General features: G+C 69.0%; 20 protein-coding genes and 1 tRNA gene. 7 read left to right on the top strand and 14 right to left on the bottom strand.

What is annotated here, in order from left to right; genetic code table 11:
* Window positions 1-14: 14 nt before the first annotated feature.
* The 5 genes from A6I89_RS21530 to A6I89_RS21510 are packed head-to-tail and all read right to left on the bottom strand — an operon-like array spanning window position 15 to window position 6,022.
* Window positions 15-1,055: an ABC transporter substrate-binding protein gene (locus A6I89_RS21530; RefSeq protein WP_022593796.1), complete on the bottom strand. Its 1,041-nt coding sequence runs from the start codon at window positions 1,053-1,055 to the stop codon at window positions 15-17.
* 44 nt (window positions 1,056-1,099) lie between these two features.
* Entirely contained in the window at window positions 1,100-1,576 is a 477-nt protein-coding gene (locus A6I89_RS21525; RefSeq protein WP_013414720.1) for a RidA family protein, read from the bottom strand.
* 31 nt (window positions 1,577-1,607) lie between these two features.
* Window positions 1,608-2,984 carry an FAD-binding oxidoreductase gene (locus A6I89_RS21520; RefSeq protein WP_022593798.1) on the bottom strand — a complete coding sequence of 459 codons (1,377 nt, stop codon included), beginning with the start codon at window positions 2,982-2,984 and terminating at the stop codon, window positions 1,608-1,610.
* Between the two features lie 11 nt (window positions 2,985-2,995).
* Window positions 2,996-4,570, bottom strand: a complete 1,575-nt coding sequence (locus A6I89_RS21515; RefSeq protein ID WP_022593800.1) for an N-acyl-D-amino-acid deacylase family protein — start codon at window positions 4,568-4,570, stop codon at window positions 2,996-2,998.
* 12 nt (window positions 4,571-4,582) lie between these two features.
* Window positions 4,583-6,022 (bottom strand): Na+/H+ antiporter NhaC family protein, encoded by a 1,440-nt coding sequence (locus tag A6I89_RS21510; protein WP_022593802.1) that lies wholly within the window; start codon window positions 6,020-6,022, stop codon window positions 4,583-4,585.
* 136 nt (window positions 6,023-6,158) lie between these two features.
* Between A6I89_RS21510 and A6I89_RS21505 the strand changes: the two genes are divergently transcribed.
* The gene (locus A6I89_RS21505; RefSeq protein ID WP_013414724.1) at window positions 6,159-7,046 is read left to right on the top strand and encodes a LysR family transcriptional regulator; all 888 of its coding nucleotides are present in this window, start codon (window positions 6,159-6,161) and stop codon (window positions 7,044-7,046) included.
* Window positions 7,047-7,097: 51 nt separating this feature from the next.
* Here A6I89_RS21505 and A6I89_RS21500 read toward each other — a convergent pair.
* Both A6I89_RS21500 and A6I89_RS21495 read right to left on the bottom strand, forming a co-directional pair.
* A tRNA-Pro gene (locus A6I89_RS21500) sits at window positions 7,098-7,174 on the bottom strand.
* A 55-nt stretch (window positions 7,175-7,229) separates the two neighbouring features.
* A complete protein-coding gene (locus A6I89_RS21495; protein WP_005515925.1) occupies window positions 7,230-8,210 on the bottom strand; it encodes a metallophosphoesterase in 981 nt (326 codons plus the stop codon).
* Between the two features lie 64 nt (window positions 8,211-8,274).
* Between A6I89_RS21495 and A6I89_RS21490 the strand changes: the two genes are divergently transcribed.
* A complete protein-coding gene (locus A6I89_RS21490; RefSeq protein ID WP_005515923.1) occupies window positions 8,275-8,751 on the top strand; it encodes a GatB/YqeY domain-containing protein in 477 nt (158 codons plus the stop codon).
* Between the two features lie 109 nt (window positions 8,752-8,860).
* Complete coding sequence (locus tag A6I89_RS21485) at window positions 8,861-9,646, top strand: hypothetical protein (protein ID WP_022593804.1); 786 nt, start codon at window positions 8,861-8,863, stop codon at window positions 9,644-9,646.
* Window positions 9,647-9,649: 3 nt separating this feature from the next.
* Here the strand turns inward: A6I89_RS21485 and A6I89_RS21480 are convergent, their stop codons facing one another.
* The 4 genes from A6I89_RS21480 to A6I89_RS21470 form a co-directional block, all read right to left on the bottom strand.
* Complete coding sequence (locus tag A6I89_RS21480; RefSeq protein WP_005515918.1) at window positions 9,650-10,213, bottom strand: type 1 glutamine amidotransferase domain-containing protein; 564 nt, start codon at window positions 10,211-10,213, stop codon at window positions 9,650-9,652.
* On the bottom strand, window positions 10,210-10,851 hold the full coding sequence (locus A6I89_RS21475) for a DUF2231 domain-containing protein (RefSeq protein ID WP_022593805.1): 642 nt from the start codon (window positions 10,849-10,851) through the stop codon (window positions 10,210-10,212). The genes A6I89_RS21480 and A6I89_RS21475 overlap by 4 nt, the downstream gene beginning before the upstream one ends.
* An 83-nt stretch (window positions 10,852-10,934) precedes the next feature.
* On the bottom strand, window positions 10,935-11,090 hold the full coding sequence (locus A6I89_RS24730) for a DUF6131 family protein (RefSeq protein ID WP_005515916.1): 156 nt from the start codon (window positions 11,088-11,090) through the stop codon (window positions 10,935-10,937).
* 93 nt (window positions 11,091-11,183) lie between these two features.
* Window positions 11,184-13,487 (bottom strand): transglycosylase domain-containing protein, encoded by a 2,304-nt coding sequence (locus A6I89_RS21470; protein WP_044990417.1) that lies wholly within the window; start codon window positions 13,485-13,487, stop codon window positions 11,184-11,186.
* A gap of 326 nt (window positions 13,488-13,813) precedes the next feature.
* On the opposite strand from A6I89_RS21470, the gene A6I89_RS21465 reads away from it, so the two are divergent.
* Window positions 13,814-14,137, top strand: coding sequence for a WhiB family transcriptional regulator (locus tag A6I89_RS21465; RefSeq protein ID WP_044990388.1), 324 nt, complete (start codon window positions 13,814-13,816; stop codon window positions 14,135-14,137).
* A 113-nt stretch (window positions 14,138-14,250) separates the two neighbouring features.
* On the opposite strand, the gene bagB is transcribed toward A6I89_RS21465, so the two are convergent.
* Complete coding sequence (gene bagB, locus A6I89_RS21460; protein ID WP_005515913.1) at window positions 14,251-15,390, bottom strand: ATPase BagB; 1,140 nt, start codon at window positions 15,388-15,390, stop codon at window positions 14,251-14,253.
* A complete protein-coding gene (bagA, locus tag A6I89_RS21455) occupies window positions 15,387-16,427 on the bottom strand; it encodes an ATPase BagA (protein WP_005515912.1) in 1,041 nt (346 codons plus the stop codon). The genes bagB and bagA overlap by 4 nt, the downstream gene beginning before the upstream one ends.
* A gap of 55 nt (window positions 16,428-16,482) precedes the next feature.
* Here bagA and A6I89_RS24325 point away from each other — a divergent pair, with 55 nt between their 5' ends.
* On the top strand, window positions 16,483-16,647 hold the full coding sequence (locus A6I89_RS24325; RefSeq protein WP_005515911.1) for a Sp36 family protein: 165 nt from the start codon (window positions 16,483-16,485) through the stop codon (window positions 16,645-16,647).
* A gap of 5 nt (window positions 16,648-16,652) precedes the next feature.
* A complete protein-coding gene (locus A6I89_RS21450) occupies window positions 16,653-17,123 on the top strand; it encodes a RidA family protein (protein WP_005515909.1) in 471 nt (156 codons plus the stop codon).
* A gap of 47 nt (window positions 17,124-17,170) precedes the next feature.
* Here the strand turns inward: A6I89_RS21450 and A6I89_RS21445 are convergent, their stop codons facing one another.
* Window positions 17,171-17,821 (bottom strand): TetR family transcriptional regulator, encoded by a 651-nt coding sequence (locus A6I89_RS21445; RefSeq protein WP_022593811.1) that lies wholly within the window; start codon window positions 17,819-17,821, stop codon window positions 17,171-17,173.
* Between the two features lie 130 nt (window positions 17,822-17,951).
* Here A6I89_RS21445 and A6I89_RS21440 point away from each other — a divergent pair, with 130 nt between their 5' ends.
* Window positions 17,952-18,716, top strand: a complete 765-nt coding sequence (locus A6I89_RS21440; protein ID WP_022593813.1) for an SDR family NAD(P)-dependent oxidoreductase — start codon at window positions 17,952-17,954, stop codon at window positions 18,714-18,716.
* The last annotated feature ends 18 nt before the right edge of the window (window positions 18,717-18,734 follow it).

Below are 18,734 nucleotides of genomic sequence, written 5' to 3'. Positions count from 1 at the left end.
CGTGAATGGAACGGTTACTGCTTGCTGCCCAACAGGTTCTGCAGGTCGTCGAGCACGATCATCGCGCCGGTGGGGCCGAGCGCGAGGAACCACGTCTCGTCGGACACCGGGACGGCCTTGCCGTTCTTCACCGCGCTCATGCCGGCCCACAGCGGACCGCCGAGCACCTGCGCCTCGGCGGTGGTGTCGGGCTTGCCGTAGGTGGAGTAGAAGATCCAGTCGCCGTCGGCCTGCGTGATGGTCTCGGGGCTGACCTCGACGGCCAGTTCCTCGATGTTCTGGATGTCGGGGCGGCGCAGTCCGACGTCCTGCAGGATCACGCCGATGAACGACAGGTTGCCGTACAGGCGGGTCTTGCCGGACATGAAGCGCACCAGCGAAATCGACGGATCGCCCTGGATGCTGTCGCGAACCTCGGTTGCGCGGGCCTGGTAGTCGTTGAGCACCGACTCGGCCTTCGTCTCCTCACCGACCGCGTCGGCGACCAGCAGGAAATTCTCCTTCCACGGGAAGCCGGGGCGGATGCTGAACACCGTCGGAGCGATCTCCGCCAACCGCGGGTACGTCTTGTCGGCGCGCAGCTTGCTGCCGAGGATCAGATCCGGTTGCAGCGCGACGATGGCCTCGAGGTTGAGGTTGTTGGTGGTGCCCACGTCGGGGACGCCCGCCAGCTTGTCCGCGAGATACGACGGCTGCCCGGCGAGGCCCTCGGGGTTCGCGATCCCGACCGGCGTGATGCCGAGCGAGAGGACGTCGTCGAGTTCGCCGCCGTCGAGCACGACGACGCGCTCGGGCTTCTTCTCGATGACGGTCTCGCCCAGCGCGTGCTTGACGGTGCGCGGGAACTGACCGGGCTGCGCGTCGCTGCCCAACTCCGCGGTCGCGGCGTCGGCGGTGGCGAACAGGCGGCCGCCGGTCGCGACCTCGGTGTTGCCGGCCGGGCCGTCGGCGGCGGTGTCGGAGGAGCCGCACGCGGTGGCGGCGAACACGGTCGCGAAAGCGACCATCGCGATACGAACCGAGGTCCGCTTGCGCAGAGAGGATCGAACGAACATTAGGCCAGGCTAGCCTGCGGGCTCGGTGATCTTCGTCTCGGGTGTCACCGGACCTCGAATACGAATTCCACCTCGACCGCCGACCCGCGGGGGAGTTCGGCCAGTCCGATCGCCGACCGGGCATGTCGCCCGGCTTCCCCGAACACCTCGACGAGGAAGTCCGAGGCGCCGTTGATCACCACCGGCTGCTGGGTGAAGCCCTCCGCGGACGCCACGAAGCCGACCACCTTGACGGCCCGCACGACGTTGTCGATGCCGACCAGATCGTCGACCGCGGCCAGAGCGTTGAGAGCGCACAGGCGGGCCGCCGCAGACGCGTCCGCGACCGACACCGTTCCGCCGACCTTTCCGGTGCAGGTGCACGTTCCGTCGACGAGGGGGAGTTGGCCCGACGTGTAGACGAGATCACCCGTGCGCACGGCGGGCAGGTACGCGGCCGCGGGCACGGCGACCGGAGGCAGTTCGGTGCCGAGTGCGTGCAGACGTTCGGTCCACGTACCGGTCGTTGCGCTGTTGGTCATGGTTCTCTGAACTCCTTCGGTGTGGAAAGGGTTACGCCCTACCGGCCGGCAGGATGTGGGGATTGAGCAGGTGCGCAGGGTCCAACGCTGCCCGGATCGACCGCATGACGTCGAGGTCGACCTCGGTGCGACCGAGACCGATCCACAGCGCCTTCGCGCGTCCGACGCCGTGCTCGGCGCTGATGCTGCCGTTGTGTCGGGTGACGCGCCTGAGCACCAGGTCGGTGATCGCCTCGCGCTGGTCCACGGCCACGTCCAGGAGGTTGACGTGGATGTTGCCGTCGCCGAGATGACCGAAGCAGATGGCGCGCACGGCCGGGGCCGCGTCGGCGAGATCCTCGCCCAGCGCCGTCAGGAACGATTCGATCTCCCGCAGAGGCGTGGAGAGATCCAGCTTGAGTGGCGGCGTCGTCGATTCGGCACCGACCGACTCCGTGTGCCCTTCGCGGTACCGCCAGAGCCGGTGCGCGGGACCCTCCTCCACCACCGCATCGAGGACGGAATCCGCGGATTCCTGCAGGACACCGAACAGCACGTCCTGCGCCGAATCCTGACCCGACACCTCGACCAGCAGGTAGAAGGGTGCATCGGCGTCGAGAGGAGCCCGGAGTCCGCAGTGGCTGCGGACCAGGTCGACGCCGGCCCGCGTCATGAGTTCGGCAGCCTCGAGCGTCAGACCCGCCCGCTGGGCCGCCGCCGTCACCTCGAGTGCCGCGCCGACGTCGTCGACACCGACGAGAGCCACCTGCGTCTCCCGGGAGGGGACGACCAACCGCATGAGAACCCGGGTGATCACCGCCAGCGTCCCTTCCGCCCCGGCGAGCAGTCCCGGCAGGTCGTACCCGACGTTGTCCTTGGTCAGTTCCTTCCACCGAGTCAGGATCCGGCCGTCCGCCAGGACTGCTTCGATTCCGAGCAACTGGTGACGGGTGTTGCCGTTCTTGATCATTCGGATTCCGCCGGCATTCGTGGAGACGATGCCGCCCAGGGTTGCCGTGTCGCGGGATGCGAGGTCGATACCCAGATCCAGGCCGATCTCGCGGGCGGCCTGCTGGGCCCTGGCGACCGTGACCCCGGCCCCGGCGGCGATCGTCAGACCCACCGGGTCGACCTGTTCGATCCGGGTGAGGCGCGCGGTGCTGAGCACCACTTCGCCCTCCATCGGCACGGAACCCCCGACCAGTCCGGTGTTGCCGCCCTGCGGTACCACCGCGACACCGGCGCGGTGGCACACCCTCAGCACGGCGGCCACCTGCTCTGTGTCGGCGGGACGCACCACGGCACGGGTCCGGCCGACCCAGTGTCCGGTCCAGTCGATCACGTACCCGGCGACGACGTCGGGGTCGGTGAGCACGTGGGCCCGGCCCACGACGGCCGCCAGCGCGTCCACGAGTTCCAAGGTCTGCACTGTCTTTCCTCCTACTTGCTTCGGCTGACGAGGCGGCCGGCCCGCGCGCCGGTGACCTTGCCGTCGAGGACGGCGGGCGTGCCGTTGACCAGCACGGTCCGCACGCCGCGCGCGAGTTGCCAGGGATCGTCGAACGTCGAGGCGTCGTCGACGGTGCTCGGGTCGAAGACGACGACGTCGGCTGCCGCACCCACTGCCAGGACCCCGCGATCGTCGAGTCCGATGCGGGACGCCGGCAGGGATGTCATCTTCCGGATCGCCTCCTCGAGGCGGAGCGTGCCCTGCTCGCGCACGTAGCGGCCCAGCACGCGGGGGAACGTGCCGAAACTCCGTGGGTGCGGGCGGCCCGCGCCGGTGGGGGTGAGCACCCACCCGTCGCTGGCGACGGCGACCCAGGGGTGTGCCAGCACGGTTCGGACATCGTTCTCGTCCATGGCGTGGTTGACGATCGCGACCGAACCCTGATGGGCGGCAAGCACGTCGAGTGCGGCCTCCGCGGCGTCCGTGCCCCGCTCCGCACCGATCTGCGAGATCGACATGCCGATGCAGGTATCGAACTCACCCGCCGAGAGGTCCGCGATCACCACACCGTCCGGATCGATGTCGCGCCCGAATCGGGCACGCAGCGCGTCGGCGATCCGGGTGCGCACGGGATCGGCGAGCCGAACCAGGAGCGCCTCGCGTCCGCCGTCGACCGCCCACCCGGCCAGTCGCGACGAGAGGTCGGTACTCGAAGCGGTGTACGGGTACACGTCCGCGGTCACGTCCACACCACGCGCCCGGGCGGCGTCGATCAGTTCGAGTGCACGGTCGACGGCACCCCAGTTCTCGGGTCCCATCGCCTTCAGATGGGAGATCTGGAGGCGGGCGCCCGCGGCCTCCGCGACACCGATCGCCTCCTGGACCGCTGCGACCATCCCGGACGTCTCGTCGCGCATGTGCGTCGAATACAGCAGTCCGGATGCGGCGGCCGCGGCGACCAGGGCCCGGAGCTCATCGGTGCCGGCGAACAGTCCCGGCATGTAGATCAGGCCCGTCGAGAACCCCACCACGCCCGGCGCGCCGGCCGAGTCCCGGACGATCCGGCACATCTCGTCCAGCTCGGCTGCCGTCGGCGGCCGGTTCTCGGCGCCGACGACACTGCTGCGGAGCGCGTTGTGCCCGAGCTGCAGCCCGACGTTGACGGCCGGGCGGGTGGCCTCGAGGGCCGTGCCGAATCCGCGCGCGTCGGTCCAGTCACAGGGGAGGGGGGTCTCGGTGAAGACGGTGGCGAGCTCGGTCTGCGTGGGATCCGGGAGCGGGAACGGGGAGTGCCCGCAGTTGCCCGCGATCAGCGTCGTCACACCCTGTGCCAGTTGGGTTTCCGCGGCCGGATGGGCCGGAAGCGTGAAATCGGCGTGCGAGTGGAGGTCGACGAATCCGGGGGCGATCACGGCCCCGGACGCATCGATGGTTGTGCGAGCGGTGAACGGCCCCTCGCCGATCGCCGCGATTCGCCCCGCGGTGATCGCGACGTCGGCGCGCCGCGCGGGCGTACCCGTTCCGTCGACGACCAGTCCGCCCGTGACGGTGATGTCGTAGTCCACGAGTGCTGTCTCCTAACGGGTTTCGACGAACATGATCACGGCGTACATCACGGTCGCGGGCACGAGCAGGCACCAGCCGGTGATCAGCATGTTCCGCAGACTCGTCGACTGTGCGAGGCCCAGCGCGCCGAACTGGTTGGCGTTGGGGAAGGGGCCGTACGTGTCGGCCTTGGACGCGAACAGCAGCACGATCACCCAGGTACTCGCACCGACACCGACGCTCGTCGCGATGTCGCCGAACAACTTGTCGAGCAACACCACCTGGGCGGCGGTGGCGCCGGGCACTCCGACCCAGCCCAACAGCGAGATCGCGACCGCGAACGGGAACGGGCCCATGTCCTGCAGGCTCGCTCCGTAGGACTCGATGACCACGGTGAACGGGTCGATCAGATTCACCGCGTTGAACAGCACGGCCAGCAACCAGAACATCAGGAAGATGTTGACGAGCGTGGCGGCGCCCCGATAGATGTGCTCGGCGATCTCGGTGGGCGTCAATCCGCCGGCGACACCGGTGACCATCGCGAGCACCGGAAGCGCCAGCAACGGGAAGGCCGTGCCCGCGGACGTGACCGTGGCATAGACGACGCTCGCCAGGAGTGCCACGGCGAAGACCGCGGTGGCGCGGACGGAGTGGGTCGCCTCGGACGAGCTGTCGTCGGTGAACATGTCGTCGCTGTAGAAGTCGTCACCGTCGCGCTCGGTCCGGCGCTGCATCCACGGCACCACGACCAGACCGAGGACGAGGGACAGCACCGCCAGCGGCCCGGCGCCGTAGAGGACGTACTGGAGGTAGCCGACCTCGGCGGCGTCCATGATGGCGATGTTCGAGCCGGCGAACGGGGCCAGGGCCAGGCCGGCGCACCCGCCGATGAACAGTGTCGATGCGGTCGCGCTGCGCGTGAAGCCCATCCGGGCGGCGATGGGCAGCAGCAGCGGCGCGGCGATGGCGAGCGCTCCGGCGAGCGTGCCGAGGGCCGCAACCAGGATCAGACAGGAGATCATCATCCCGAAAGTGACTGCGGCGCGGCTGCGGTCGCCCGCCACACGCATCACGGCCCGCACGATCTGACCCGCCACACCCGTCGCGCGCAGCACCTCGGCCAGGCCTGCGCCCAGCACGATGATCAGTCCGATCATCGTGATCTGGTCGCCCACCGACTCACCGAGGATGTTCGCGGCCGCAGCCGGCGCCGGCATCAGGATCAGCAGCGCGGACGCGATCGCGACCACGGTCGCGACCATGATGTCCATGCCGAGGAGCGCGAGCAGTGCGTACAGGCCGATGGGGAGCAGTCCCCACTGGGTGGGGCCGTCGACGACGATGCCCGCCGCCACGGACAGGGCGAGTCCCACGGCGGCCAGCACGGAGGCCGGAAGGGGGGTGCGTGGCCGCGGAGGAGCCTGCGGAGTCGGCGCGGTCACCGGCGCGGTGACGGGGGTGTCCTGGGGCATTTCACTCCTCGAAGTAGTGAAAGTCCGTCGTGACAGACGAACGGGTGGGGGAGAGGAGGTCAGCTTCCCCCGGGCCCCGGCGCCACGTCCAAGTCGCATTTGCGAACGTGTGATCGTTTTTTCTTATAGTCACCGGGTGAACCTCCACAGGGCCCGATATCTGGTGTCGGTTGCGAACCACATGAACTTCACCCGCGCGGCCGCCGACCTCAACGTCGCGCAGTCGGCCCTCAGCCAGCAGATCAAGGTTCTCGAGCGCGAGATCGGGGTGACCCTCATCGATCGGCGCGGACCGCGGATCGGCCTCACGGAAGCCGGTCGGGTGGCTGTGCAGGAGGCGCGGTACCTGATCGTGGCCGCCGACCGGGCGGTGGCACGGATCCGCGCGGCCGCGCGGGACTCGGGAGAACTGCGGATCGCCCACACCCGGTCGTGGGCGGGCGGCTCGATCGCGAGCGCCATCCGTGAGTTCCGGGCCCGCTATCCGGACGTGGCGATCGACGAGCACCGGGGGTTCACCGCGCGCAACCTCGAACTCGCGTCGGAGGGCGTGGTCGACGTCGCGGTCGTGCGTCCCCCGGTCGATGGCGCACACGACCTGGTGGTGCGGGTGATCGATCGGGAGGAGTTGCTGCTCGCGGTGCCGGCGTCGCACGAGTTCGCGCGGCAGTCGTGGGTGGCGCCCGAGCAACTGGCCGAGCAGCCGGTGGTGTTCTGGCCCCGCGTCAACGGTCCCGGAATGTACGACGCCATCGTCGAGCAGTTCTGGTCCGGGACCGGACCCCGCGTGGTGCGCAACGAGGCCGACGACGAGCAGGTGCTGCACGCGGTCGCCGCGGGTGTCGGCATCGCGCCGATGCCGGCCGGGCGGGCCGCCGCCTTCCGGGTCTGCGGCGTGCACCTGTGCACGGTGGCCGGACCGCCCAAGTATCTGGACGTCGGCATCGCGTATCGGCGCGACAACCCCAACGTCGCGCTGCGGAGCTTCCTCGAGCTGTGCCGACTCGCGGCAGAGGAGAACTGACGAGAAAAGACCCCGTCCGAACGAGCCGGACGGGGTCTTTCTGTTCTTCACTGGTCGGGGTGGCGGGATTTGAACCCACGACCTCTTCGTCCCGAACGAAGCGCGCTACCAAGCTGCGCCACACCCCGGTGTTGAACCTCGGATAGCTTACAACACTGTTTCACCGGGGGTTAAATCGGCTGGTCAGCGACGCAAAACGGCACTTTCGACGGCGGCGGAACCGCGACCGGTCGCGGTCTCCTCACGCGGCGCGGGGACGAGCGTGAGCAGGGTCGCCTCCGGGCGGCAGCAGAACCGCGCCGGTGCGTACGGCGACGTGCCGACGCCGGCGGACACGTGCAGGCGCGTGTGCGCTCCCCACCGTGACGGCCCCTTCACACGCGAGCGGTCCAGCTGGCAGTTGGTCACCAGGGCGCCGTAGAACGGCAGGCACAGCTGGCCGCCGTGCGTGTGGCCGGCCAGGATCAGGTCGTAACCGTCGTCCGCGAAACGATCGAGGACCCGCGGCTCGGGGGAGTGCGTGATCCCCAGCTTGAGCTGCGCCAGCGGGTTGGGCGGACCGGCGATCGTGTCGTAGCGATCACGCTTCAGGTGCGGGTCGTCGACGCCGGCCGCGTCGATCCGCACGCCGGCGACCTCGAGTTCGCGGTGCACGTGCGTGACGTCGAGCCAACCGCGCTCGGTGAACGCCGCCCGCAGATCCGCCCACGGCAGCGGCGCGCCGAGCACGCGGCGGTGCTCCTTCTTGAAGTACTTCATCGGGTTCTTCGGCTTGGGCGCGAAGTAGTCGTTGCTGCCGAAGACGAACAGACCGGGGCGGGCCAACAGTCCGCCCATCGACTGCACGACCGCCGGAACGGACTTCATGTGCGACAGGTTGTCGCCGGTGTTGACGACCAGGTCCGGATCCAGCCGGTCCAGCTCACGCAGCCAGTTCTGCTTGAGCTTCTGGTTCGGCATCATGTGCAGATCGCTGATGTGCAGCACCCGCAGCGTCGCTGATCCCGGTGCCAGGACGGGCATCGTCGCCTCGCGCAGGGCGAAGGCGTTGCGCTCGATGAGCGAGGCGTAACCGACGCCCAGAGCGGCGGCGCCCGCGGTGGCCAGCGCGGCCCGGTTCAGGGTGCTGCGGGCGGGGAAGCGGCGAGACAGATCAGACACCATTTCAGAATACGGGTGTCCGCAATGAAGGTGCAGGACACCGCGTCGGGCGCGTACCGTTCGGCGCATGGCCGATACCGCACCCACCCTCAAGTCCACGCTCCGCGCCGACCTCACCGCCGCGATGAAGGCCAAGGATCAGCTGCGGTTGTCCACGCTGCGCATGATCATGGCCGCGATCCAGACCGAGGAGACGTCCGGTAAGGAGGCCCGCGAACTCACCGACGACGAGGTCATCAAGGTGCTGGCCAAGGAATCGAAGAAGCGGGGCGAGGCGGCCGAGGTCTACACCGAGGCCGGACGCGGCGAACTCGCCGCCAACGAGCGGGCCGAGGCCCAGGTCATCGACGAGTACCTGCCGACACCGCTCACCGACGCGGAACTGGCCGACGTCGCGGACACCGCGATCGCGCAGATCGCCGAGGAGATCGGGGAGCGTCCCGGCATGCGTCAGATGGGCCAGGTCATGAAGGCCGCCACCGCCCTCGCCGCCGGCAAGGCCGACGGATCCCGGATCTCGAAGGCCGTCAAGGACCGCCTGTAGCGCCGACGGATCGTCTTTCGATCGTTTCTGTCCGTAACGACCGAATCCCCGTGCAAGATCAACTTCATGATCGGGGGCCGTCAAGGCTCTCCACGGGGAGGAGATCGGCATGGGGTGGATCGGTTCGAAGACGGCACGTTCGTTCGCGGTGGCGTTCGGTGTGGCCGCTGCCGTCGCGGTGGCCGCACCGGCGACCGCGTCGGCCGCGGTGGTTCCGGGGGAGTTGGTGCAGGTCGACTGGCTCGCTACCAATGGCGGTGCGAAGGGCATCTCCGAGTTCGCGTTTCCACTCACTGTCGACGAGATCGGAGTGACCGCTCCGGGGCAGCCGCTCTCCGTGGGCCAGCACTTTCGGTTCCAGAACTGGCAGAACGGCTATATCGGACTGGAGATCGAACGCCCGAGCGCCGACGGACCGCTCCTCGCCCGCACGGTCTTCAGCTATTTCGGTTCCGACGTCCAACAGGCCGGTTGCGGCCCCATTCATCCCGGGCCCGGCGGGATGACCTGTCGCGGTGAGATCTTCGGCTTCGCGCTCGGTCGGACGTACACGATGCGCGTCGAGCAGACGGGATCCAACTACTGGCAGGCCTACGCCGAGGACGCCACCACGCAGCGGTCGCTCGGGGGCGTCCAGATCTGGAACGAACTGCGCCGCATGATGCCGTTCGGCCACCAGTCGGTCGGCTACTACGGTCCGACGGGATCGTGCGCGGACGTTCCGCGCGCCCGCGTGCAGGTCGGGACGCCGACGGCGTATGCAACGCCGATCGACCACACGGGTGCGCCCGTCCTCGTGGCTCCGCGGCGACCGAACCTCACGTGCTTCGGTGCGGTGGCGAACGACGTCGTCGCCGTTCCCGGTGGGGTCTCGGTCACCGTCGGCCGGGGTTAGCTCTCACACCCGCGACGCAGCGGACGAGAACACGTCGACGATGGCCTCGCAGAACGCGGGCAGGTCGTCCGGGTTGCGGCTCGACACCAGGGTGCCGTCGATGACGACCTCGCGGTCGACGACGTTGCCGCCCGCGTTGCGGATGTCGGTCCGCACGCTCGGATACGACGTCAGGGTCCGGCCCCGAACCACGTCCGCCTCGACGAGCGTCCACGGCCCGTGGCAGATGACGCCGACCGGCTTGTCGGCCTCGACGAACTCGCGCACGAAGGCGACGGCCTTCTCGTCCTGCCGCAAGTGGTCGGGGTTGGTGGTCCCGCCGGGCAGGATGAGGGCGTCGTAGTCACCGACGGACGCCTCCTCGACGGTGAGATCGACGTCGTACCGTCCGGCCTCGTGGACATCGCCGTTCATGGCCTGGATCTGGCCGCCGGACAACGAGATCAGACGCACGTCGGCACCCGCCTCGACGACGGCGGCGCGGGGCTGGACGAGTTCGACCTCCTCGACCCCGTCGGTTGCGAGGATAGCGACGGTACGGCCGGTAAGTGCTCGGGAGTCTGTCACCGGTGCTCCTTCCTGTGCAGTCCGGCGTGGGCGAAATGCCCGTCCGCCGATTCGGTTTCGTTGCGGGTATCGACATCGGCGAGGACGGGGTCGAACGCCGGTCCGTCGTTGGCGGGGGTCATCGCCAGGCCGGCGCCTTGCCCGAAGACCAGGTGCCCGCCCAGCGCACCACCGGCGCCGACGGCACCGAGTGCGGCCATCGACAGGCCCGTCGCGACGACGTCGCGGGCGGCGGGATTTCGCCGGCGGCGGCGGAACGACGCGAGCATCAACACGATTCCCGTCGCGTTGGCACCCGCGTGCACGAGGCCGACCCGCCGCTGTCGCACGTCACGTTCGCTCCAGTCGGCCCACCCGGTCGCCAGTGCGGGCGGTGTCGTCAGCAGACCGAGTCCGATGAGCCGACGGGCCGTCCGGTGGTCGCGGAGGACCGTGTCGAAGGCCAGCGATGCCGTCCACATCCCGATGGGAGCGGCGACGAGTCCCGGGTGGATCGGGTGACCGAGCCAGTCGCCGCGCAGACGGTCACCGACAGCGGTCCGGCCCAGCCCGGCCTGGATTCGCTGCTGCAGGGCTGCGCTGACACCGTCCAGGAACGACGCGGACTCCACGCGGTTGTAGAGATGTCGAAGGTTCATACCGGACTGCTACCCGCGAGCGGGTGCCCGTAAACCCCGCACACCCCCGACCGGACGCTCGGAGAACGCGTGCGGCGATCGGGTCAATACCAGTACCGGCGTCCGCCGACCGCCCGACCGGTCGCACCCAGAATCGCCAGGATGACGCCGATCACGAGCAGGATGATCCCGATGGTCCACAAGATGGAGATACCGGTCAGGAACCCGACCACAAGCAGAATCAAACCGAGAACAATCATGACGGACCTCGATCCGGCCTGGGGGACCCGGCGGGTCCCCACAGAGGGATGGATACCCCGCGCGCGGAAACCGTAAACCGTCCCGGTGTCGATCTAGCCGCCGGGCGTCGAGGTGCGCGGTGCGGCCGAACCGGGCGGCGCCGCCAGCACCGAACCGTCACTGACGTAGATCGTGATCGCCGAGCCCGGAACCGCCAGGCCGGACGGCGCGCTGCCGGTGACGTTGCCCTTCGGCGCGTCCGACTTGGTGCTCACCGGGTTCACCGCGAACCCGGCCGCCTTCAGCGCCGCCGCCGCTGCGTCCTGGGTCATCCCGACGACCTCGGGCACCTGGGCGTTCTGGGATCCCCGGACGTACTTGTCGTCCACGGCCGGCAGCGTGGTGGGACCGAAGTTGCCCACCACCGGCATCATCGCGTCGAACCACGTGCGGGCCGGTTCGGTACCGCCGTACAGGTTGCCGTCCCCACACGGGCGCAGCGGGCCGGAGCAGATCTCGCCGGGAGTGGGGGAGTCACCGTAGACGAGGACGCTCGCGGCGAAGTTGTTGGTGAAGCCGAGGAAGCCCGAGGACATGTGCGACTCGGTGGTACCCGTCTTGCCCGACATCGGCAGCTTCCAGCCCGCTGCGCTCGCGGCGCCGAACGAGGTGCCGCCGGGGGCGTCGTCCTTGCTCATCGCCACCGCGAGCGTGTCAGCCAGACCGGGGTCGACCACCTGTTCGCAGGCCTGCTGCGTGAGCGACACCGGCTTGCCCTCGCGGTCGGTGATCGAGTCGATCGGAGTGGGCGGGCACCACTTGCCGTGCGAGGCGAGGGTGGCTGCGACGTTCGCGAGTTCGAGCGGGTTGACCCATGTGGGGCCGAGGGTGAACGAGCCGAGGTTCTGCGACTTCTGCATGTCCGCCATGCTCTGGTCACCGAAACCGGACGAGCCGGTGGCGGTGTACGAGCGCAGGCCGAGTCGCACCGCCATGTCGACGGTGGGGGTGACGCCGGTGGACTGGATCAGTTTGACGAACGCCGTGTTCGGTGACTGGGCGAGCGCGTCGGTCACCGACATCTTCGCCGGGTAGTTGTTGGTGGCGTTCTGGACGCAGTAGGTGGCGGCGGGGCAGCCGCGGGCGCCGCCGTTGCCCATGCCGCGCGCCTCGAAGCGCTGCGGGACGTCCAGGACGGCGCTCGTACCGAGCCCCTTCTCCATCGCTGCGGCCGTCGTGAAGATCTTGAAGATCGAGCCGGCGCCGTGACCGACGAGCGTGTACGGCTGCGGTTGGACGGTCTCCTCGTTGGAGGTGTCCAGGCCGTACGTGCGGCTGGACCCCATTGCGAGGACGCGGTGTTGATCCTGGCCCGGTTGCACCACGTTCATGACGTTCGCGATGCCGTCGAGCTTGGGGTCTGCGTTCTTGACCAGAGCCTTCTTCACCGAGTCCTGCACGACGGGGTCGAGGGTGGTCTTGATCGTGTAGCCGCCCTTGTTGATCTGCTCGCGGCTGATGCCGGACGCGGCGAGGTACTGCAGCGCGTAGTCGCAGAAGAAGCCGCGGTCACCCGCCGCGATGCACCCCCGGGGCAGGGAATTGGGCGTGGGCAGCACGCCGAGCGGTGTCGACTTGGCGGCCCGGATCTCGTTCGCCCGCTCGGGGATGTTCGCGATCATCGTGTCGAGGACCGTGTTGCGTCGTTCGGTCACGCCGTCGACGTTGGTGTACGGATTGAGCGCCGAACTCGACTGCACCATGCCGGCCAGCATCGCCGCCTGCGTCAGATTCAGGTCCTTCGCGTCGACCCCGAAGTACGTCTGTGCGGCGTCCTGCACGCCGAACGAGCCGTTTCCGAACGGGACGAGGTTGAGATAGCGCGTGAGGATCTCGTCCTTGGTCAGCTTCTTGTCGAGGGTGAGGGCCATCCGGATCTCGCGGATCTTGCGGGCCGGGGTGGTCTCGATCGCGGCGCGGCGTTCAGCGTCGTTCCGCGCGACGACCAGGAGTTGGTAGTTCTTCACGTACTGCTGGTCGATGGTCGATGCGCCCTGCTGGACCTCACCGCTGGTGGTGTTGGTCATCGCCGCGCGCAGCGTGCCCTGCCAGTCGACGCCGTGATGGTCGGCGAAGCGTTTGTCCTCGATCGAGACGATCGCGAGCTTCATCTCGTTGGAGATCTGGTCGCTCGGGACTTCGAAGCGCCGCTGTTCGTACAGCCACGCGATGGGGTTCCCGGCGACGTCGGTCATCGTCGAGACCGCGGGGACAGTGCCCTCGACGAGTTCGGCGGAGACGTTGTCGACGGCGTCGGCGGCGCGGTTGGATGCGAAGCCGAAGCCTCCTGCCAGCGGAAACATCGCTCCAGCGAGCAGAACACCGGCGAGTGCGGAACATCCCGCGAGCTTGGCGATCGTTTTGGCTCTCGACACGCTGTACAGACTACGTCGAACGGACCGTGTGCCCTGGTGGACGACTCGAACGGGCCGGTCGGTAGTCGGTGAACCGGTGATGAACTTCCTCCCCGACCCGGGCATTTGCCGCGAAGTATGCACGCCCGTACCAGAAAGTGGAGAGCTGATCTTGCGCTTCGCGCTTCCTTTACCTAGATTGACTCAGGTCAGTGTGATACAGCTAACACTGGATTAGGAATGTGGTGTGTACCTCTCGTGCTATTTGCGAGGGTCGCTCGAGGATTTCGAGCGCCGTGGGGAACGGCGTTCGGACGAAGGGGAACCGAATGCACATGACCAGTCCCGCGACGCGGCTCGACTACGAGCAGGCAGAAGCGCGCATTCAATGGGTCGCACAGGCACGCTGCCGAGAGGTGGACCCGGACCAGCCGTTCGTACGTGGCGCCGCGCAGCGCAAGGCCGCCACCATCTGCCGTCACTGCCCCGTACTCATGCAGTGCGGCGCCGACGCGTTGGACAACCGCGTCGAGTTCGGCGTCTGGGGAGGCATGACCGAACGTCAGCGTCGGGCCCTGCTCAAGCAGCATCCCGAGGTGGAGTCCTGGGCGGAGTTCTTCGAAGCCCAGCGCCACCACCAGTCCGCGGTCTGACCGCGAAATTTGGGTCGGCCCTCGTCGGGGAGTAGGACCGATCGCACACGAACATCCGAAGGGCGCACGGCCGTCGGCCGTGCGCCCTCGTGCATGGTTCAGCCCCGGTGGCTTCAGCCCTGTCGGGTCAGCTGGTCGCCAACCGCCCGCAGCGCGTCGAGATCGGACACCTCGAACGGCAGGGACGGCACTCCGATGATGGGGACCTGCGGATGCGACGCGGTGAACCGTCCGAGCAGCCGCACCTCCCGCTTCGCGGTCACCGCACGGTCCGCGTGCACCCGCAGGATCGCGGACGTCAGCTGCGCCGTCGGATCGTCGGGCGCCTTCTCGTCCAGCAGGTCGGCGCCGGTGAGCGCGTGATCGGCGGGCAACGAGCACAGGGTGGGATGCGTCCGGTTCAGCACCAGCCCCGCCAGCGGCATGCTGTCGCCGGTGAGCCGGTCGACGAAGAAGGCCGCCTCGCGCAGCGCGTCCGGCTCGGCGGCCGCGATCACCACGAACTGCGTGCCCTCCTGACGCAGCAACTCGTACGTGCGGCCCGCCCGCTCCCGGAAGCCCCCGAACATCGAGTCGAGCGACTGCACGAACGCGGACGCGTCGGACAGCATCTGGCTGCCCACCACCGTCGACACACCCTTGAGGGCCAGTCCCATCGCGCCCGTCACGAGCCGGCCGATGCCGCGACCCGGTGCGGTCAGCAAACGAATCATCCGCCCGTCGAGAAATGCCCCGAGCCGTTGCGGCGCGTCGAGGAAGTCGAGCGCGTTGCGCGACGGCGGTGTGTCCACGATCACCAGGTCCCACCGGGCGTCGGCGGCGAGCTGACCGAGCTTCTCCATCGCCATGTACTCCTGCGTGCCGGAGAACGAGGTGGCGACCGTCTGGTAGAAGGGGTTGGCCAGGATCTGCTGCGCCTTCTCGGGTGACGAGTGCTCGAGCACCATCTCGTCGAACGTGCGCCGCATGTTCAGCATCATCGCGTGCAGTTCCCCGGTGGAGCCGGGGGCGAGCTGCACCAGCTGAGGCTCGTTGTCGAGGTCCTGGACCCCGAGTGCCTGAGCGAGCCGGCGAGCCGGATCGATCGTCAGCACCGCGACGCGTCGACCTTGCTCGGCGGCGCGCAGAGCCATCGACGCGGCGGTGGTCGTCTTGCCCACACCGCCCGCGCCGCAGCACACGACGATCCGGGTCTTCGGATCCGTCAGGACCGTGGACAGATCGAGGGCCGGTGCCTTCCGCGGCGGGTTCATCGCACGCCCTGCTCGGTCAGCCGCTCGGCCAGCTCGTAGAGCCCCCCGAGGTCGACGCCGTCCACCAGTGCCGGCAGATGCATGCGGGCCACCTTCACTTCGTCGAGTCGATCTGCGCTCTCGTCCTGCGCGGCCAGGGTGGCCGCGTGCTCGATGGTCTCGGTCAACAGGCCCGCGAAGTCGTCGTCGGACAGCTCGATCCCGGCGGTCGCGAGCCCGGATCGGACCGCGTCGGCGTCGATCCGTCCCTTGGCGGCGTCGGCCTGTGCCTCCCGCGGCAGGAACCGGCTGTCGTTGCGGTTGACGATTACCGTCCCGAGATGGAGGTCGGCGGCGCGCAATTCGGTCACCGCATCCGCGGTTTCCTGCACGGGCAGCGCCTCGAGCAGCGTCACTAGGTGCACGACGGTCTGCTCCGAGTGCAACAGCCGCACCACACCCTGGCTCTGCGAGTGGATCGGCCCGCCCTTCGCCAGCTCCGACATCGCGCGGGTGACGTCGAGGAACTTGCCGATCCGGCCGGTGGGGGGCGCATCGACGACGACGGCGTCGTAGACCGGGCGGCCGGCCTTGTCGGTGCGAACCACGCACTCCTTGATCTTGCCGGTGAGCAGCACGTCGCGCAGGCCCGGCGCGAGCGTCGTGGCGAACTCGACGGCGCCGATCTTCTTCATCGCGCGGCCCGCGAAGCCCAGGTTGTAGAACATGTCGAGGTATTCGAGGAACGCGGTCTCGAGATCCACCGCGAGCGCGAACACCTCGCCGCCGCCCTCGGCGGTCGCGATCTTCGTCTCCTGCGGCGGCAGCGGGGGCACGTCGAACAGCTGCGCGATGCCCTGCCGACCCTCGACCTCGACCAGGAGGACGCGTCGGCCCCCGGCGGCCAGCGCGAGCGCCAGTGCCGCGGCCACGGTGGACTTCCCGGTCCCGCCCTTACCGGAGACGAAATGCAGGCGCGCCGCGTCGGCGACGGGCGGCCAGGCCTGCCCCTCGGCGTCGGGCCGCTCCTGCGCGGCTGTGTCTGTCGGTGCTGCCACGGGGACGAGCCTATAAGTCGGAGGGCAGGAATGTGCGGGGGATAGGCTCAGCGTCATGAGCGAATTGACTACCTGGGAGTATGCGACCGTGCCGCTGCTGACGCACGCGACGAAGGCGATCCTCGATCAGTGGGGTGGAGACGGCTGGGAGCTGGTCACCGTCCTGCCCGGCCCGACGGGCGAGCAGCACGTCGCGTACCTCAAGCGTCCGAAGGGCTGACCCGGGTGACCGACACTGCACAGTCCTGGACCGCGCGACTGGCCGAGCTGGGCATCGAACTGCCGCCCGTCGCGGCCCCGGTCGCGGCCTACGTGCCTGCGGTCCGTTCCGGAGATCACGTCTACACCTCCGGCCAACTGCCGTTCGTGGACGGCAAGCTGCCGCTCACCGGCAAGCTCGGCGGGGGCGTGTCCGACGCCGATGCCAAGGACGCCGCGCGTACGTGTGCGCTCAACGCGCTCGCTGCGATCGACGCGCTCGTGGGACTCGACTCGATCGTGCGGATCGTCAAGGTCGTCGGCTTCGTCGCCTCGGCCGAGGGGTTCACCGGCCAGCCCGCGGTGATCAACGGTGCCTCGGAATTCCTCGGTGAGGTCTTCGGCGACGCCGGCATCCACGCCCGCTCGGCCGTCGGTGTGGCGGAACTGCCGCTCGGCTCGCCCGTCGAGGTGGAGATCATCGCCGAGGTGCGCTGAGCGCGCCCGACGCCGACTGAGCCGCATCCCCGGAAAGGGGATGCGGCTCAGTTGTTTTCGACGGCCAGTGCCGGATGGTCCAGCAGTGTGCGCATGCACCGCTCGGCGAGATCCGCGGGACCGCCCGGTCCGGTGGTGGGTGCGTCGGTTGCCGCCCACGTCTCGACCGCGATGCGCATCGCGGCGTTCACGGCCGCGGCGGTGAGTCGGACGACCATGGGGTCCGCGTCCGGGTCCATTCGCGTCGCGAGGGCGCCGACCAACCCCTCCTCCGAATCGTGTTGCACCCGAAGCCACACCGCGTGCAGTCCCGGTTCGTCGTGCACGGTCCGCAGGAGCCCGCGGGTCCAGTGCAGCATCTCCTCGGCCACGTCGTCGGCCGGGGTGAGGGCGCGTCGGGTCGCGCTCTCGATCGCGTCGCGCACCGACGACCCGGCAGCAGGGTCCGAGTCCTCGGTGAGGTAGGCGATCCAGCCGGTCACGCCGCCCGCGAGCAGGGGTGCGACGGCCTCTTCCTTGGTGCGGAAGTAGCGGTAGAACGTGCGCAGTCCGATACCGGCCGCGGCCGCGATCTCTTCCGCGGTCACCGCCGATGCGCCTCGTGTGGAGAACAGTTCGCCCGCACGGCGCGAGATCTCGAGTTGTGTCGCCGCCTTGCGTCGCTCGGTCAACGACGTCACGGGCTGCAGGCCGGGCATATCGGGTCCTCCGCTCGTATCGAATCGCAGACTACCGGTTCTGTTCGGGACAATTGCGTGACACGACGTGCCATGAAGGCCTAATGTGCCAGTGGGCTGCACCACACACTGTAAGCGAACAGGAGAGAAAATGAAGCGATTCGAAGGCCGCCGCGTACTCGTCACCGGCGCCGGGTCCGGCATCGGTCAGGCCACCGTCGCCCGCATCCTCGAGGAAGGTGGCACCGTCGTCGGCGCCGACGTGTCGGAGACCGGGCTCGAGGTGACGCGTGAGCGCGCCGCCGCAGCCGGCACCGCCGACCGGTTGACCACCACCGTCGTGGACATCTCGAACGAGGACTCGGTGCGGGAGAACATCGGCGGTGCCGTCGAGACGCTGGGCGGACTCGACGTCCTGATCAACGCCGCCGGCATCCTGCGTTCGTCGCACACGCACGAGACCACCCTCGACTTCTGGAACAAGGTCGTCGGGGTCAACCTCACCGGCACCTTCCTGGTCACCCGCGAGGCGCTGCCCGCGCTGCTCGAGTCGGGCAAGGGCGTCGTGGTGAACTTCAGCTCCACGTCCGCGCACTTCGCGCACCCGTACATGGCCGCGTACGCCGCCACCAAGGGCGGTATCCGCTCCTTCACGCACGCGATCGCGCTCGAGTACGCCAAGCAGGGTCTGCGCGCCGTCGCCGTCGAGCCCGGCAGCATCGCGTCCGGCATGACGAGCGACCCGGGCTTCCCCGAGGGTGTCGATCCGAGCCTGATCGGCAAGCTGTACCCGTGGATCGGCGAGGGCTTCGCGCCGCCGGAGGACGTGGCCGGCGTGATCGCGATGCTGGCCTCCGACGACGGCAAGTTCGTCACCGGCACCGAGATCCGGATCGACGGCGGCACCCATATGTGAGTGCACCTGCGCCGCACC

The sequence above is a fragment of the Prescottella equi genome, assembly GCF_002094305.1.
Classification (GTDB): domain Bacteria; phylum Actinomycetota; class Actinomycetes; order Mycobacteriales; family Mycobacteriaceae; genus Prescottella; species Prescottella equi.
This window is presented reverse-complemented; position numbering and strand designations above follow the sequence as displayed.

Coding starts and splice junctions, on each gene's coding strand:
- A6I89_RS21530 (WP_022593796.1), bottom strand. CDS start 1,055: ATGTTCGTTCGATCCTCTCTGCGCAAGCGGACCTCGGTTCGTATCGCG.
- A6I89_RS21525 (WP_013414720.1), bottom strand. CDS start 1,576: ATGACCAACAGCGCAACGACCGGTACGTGGACCGAACGTCTGCACGCA.
- A6I89_RS21510 (WP_022593802.1), bottom strand. CDS start 6,022: ATGCCCCAGGACACCCCCGTCACCGCGCCGGTGACCGCGCCGACTCCG.
- A6I89_RS21495 (WP_005515925.1), bottom strand. CDS start 8,210: ATGGTGTCTGATCTGTCTCGCCGCTTCCCCGCCCGCAGCACCCTGAAC.
- A6I89_RS21490 (WP_005515923.1), top strand. CDS start 8,275: ATGGCCGATACCGCACCCACCCTCAAGTCCACGCTCCGCGCCGACCTC.
- A6I89_RS21485 (WP_022593804.1), top strand. CDS start 8,861: ATGGGGTGGATCGGTTCGAAGACGGCACGTTCGTTCGCGGTGGCGTTC.
- A6I89_RS21475 (WP_022593805.1), bottom strand. CDS start 10,851: ATGAACCTTCGACATCTCTACAACCGCGTGGAGTCCGCGTCGTTCCTG.
- A6I89_RS24730 (WP_005515916.1), bottom strand. CDS start 11,090: ATGATTGTTCTCGGTTTGATTCTGCTTGTGGTCGGGTTCCTGACCGGT.
- A6I89_RS21465 (WP_044990388.1), top strand. CDS start 13,814: ATGCACATGACCAGTCCCGCGACGCGGCTCGACTACGAGCAGGCAGAA.
- bagB (WP_005515913.1), bottom strand. CDS start 15,390: ATGAACCCGCCGCGGAAGGCACCGGCCCTCGATCTGTCCACGGTCCTG.
- A6I89_RS24325 (WP_005515911.1), top strand. CDS start 16,483: ATGAGCGAATTGACTACCTGGGAGTATGCGACCGTGCCGCTGCTGACG.
- A6I89_RS21445 (WP_022593811.1), bottom strand. CDS start 17,821: ATGCCCGGCCTGCAGCCCGTGACGTCGTTGACCGAGCGACGCAAGGCG.
- A6I89_RS21440 (WP_022593813.1), top strand. CDS start 17,952: ATGAAGCGATTCGAAGGCCGCCGCGTACTCGTCACCGGCGCCGGGTCC.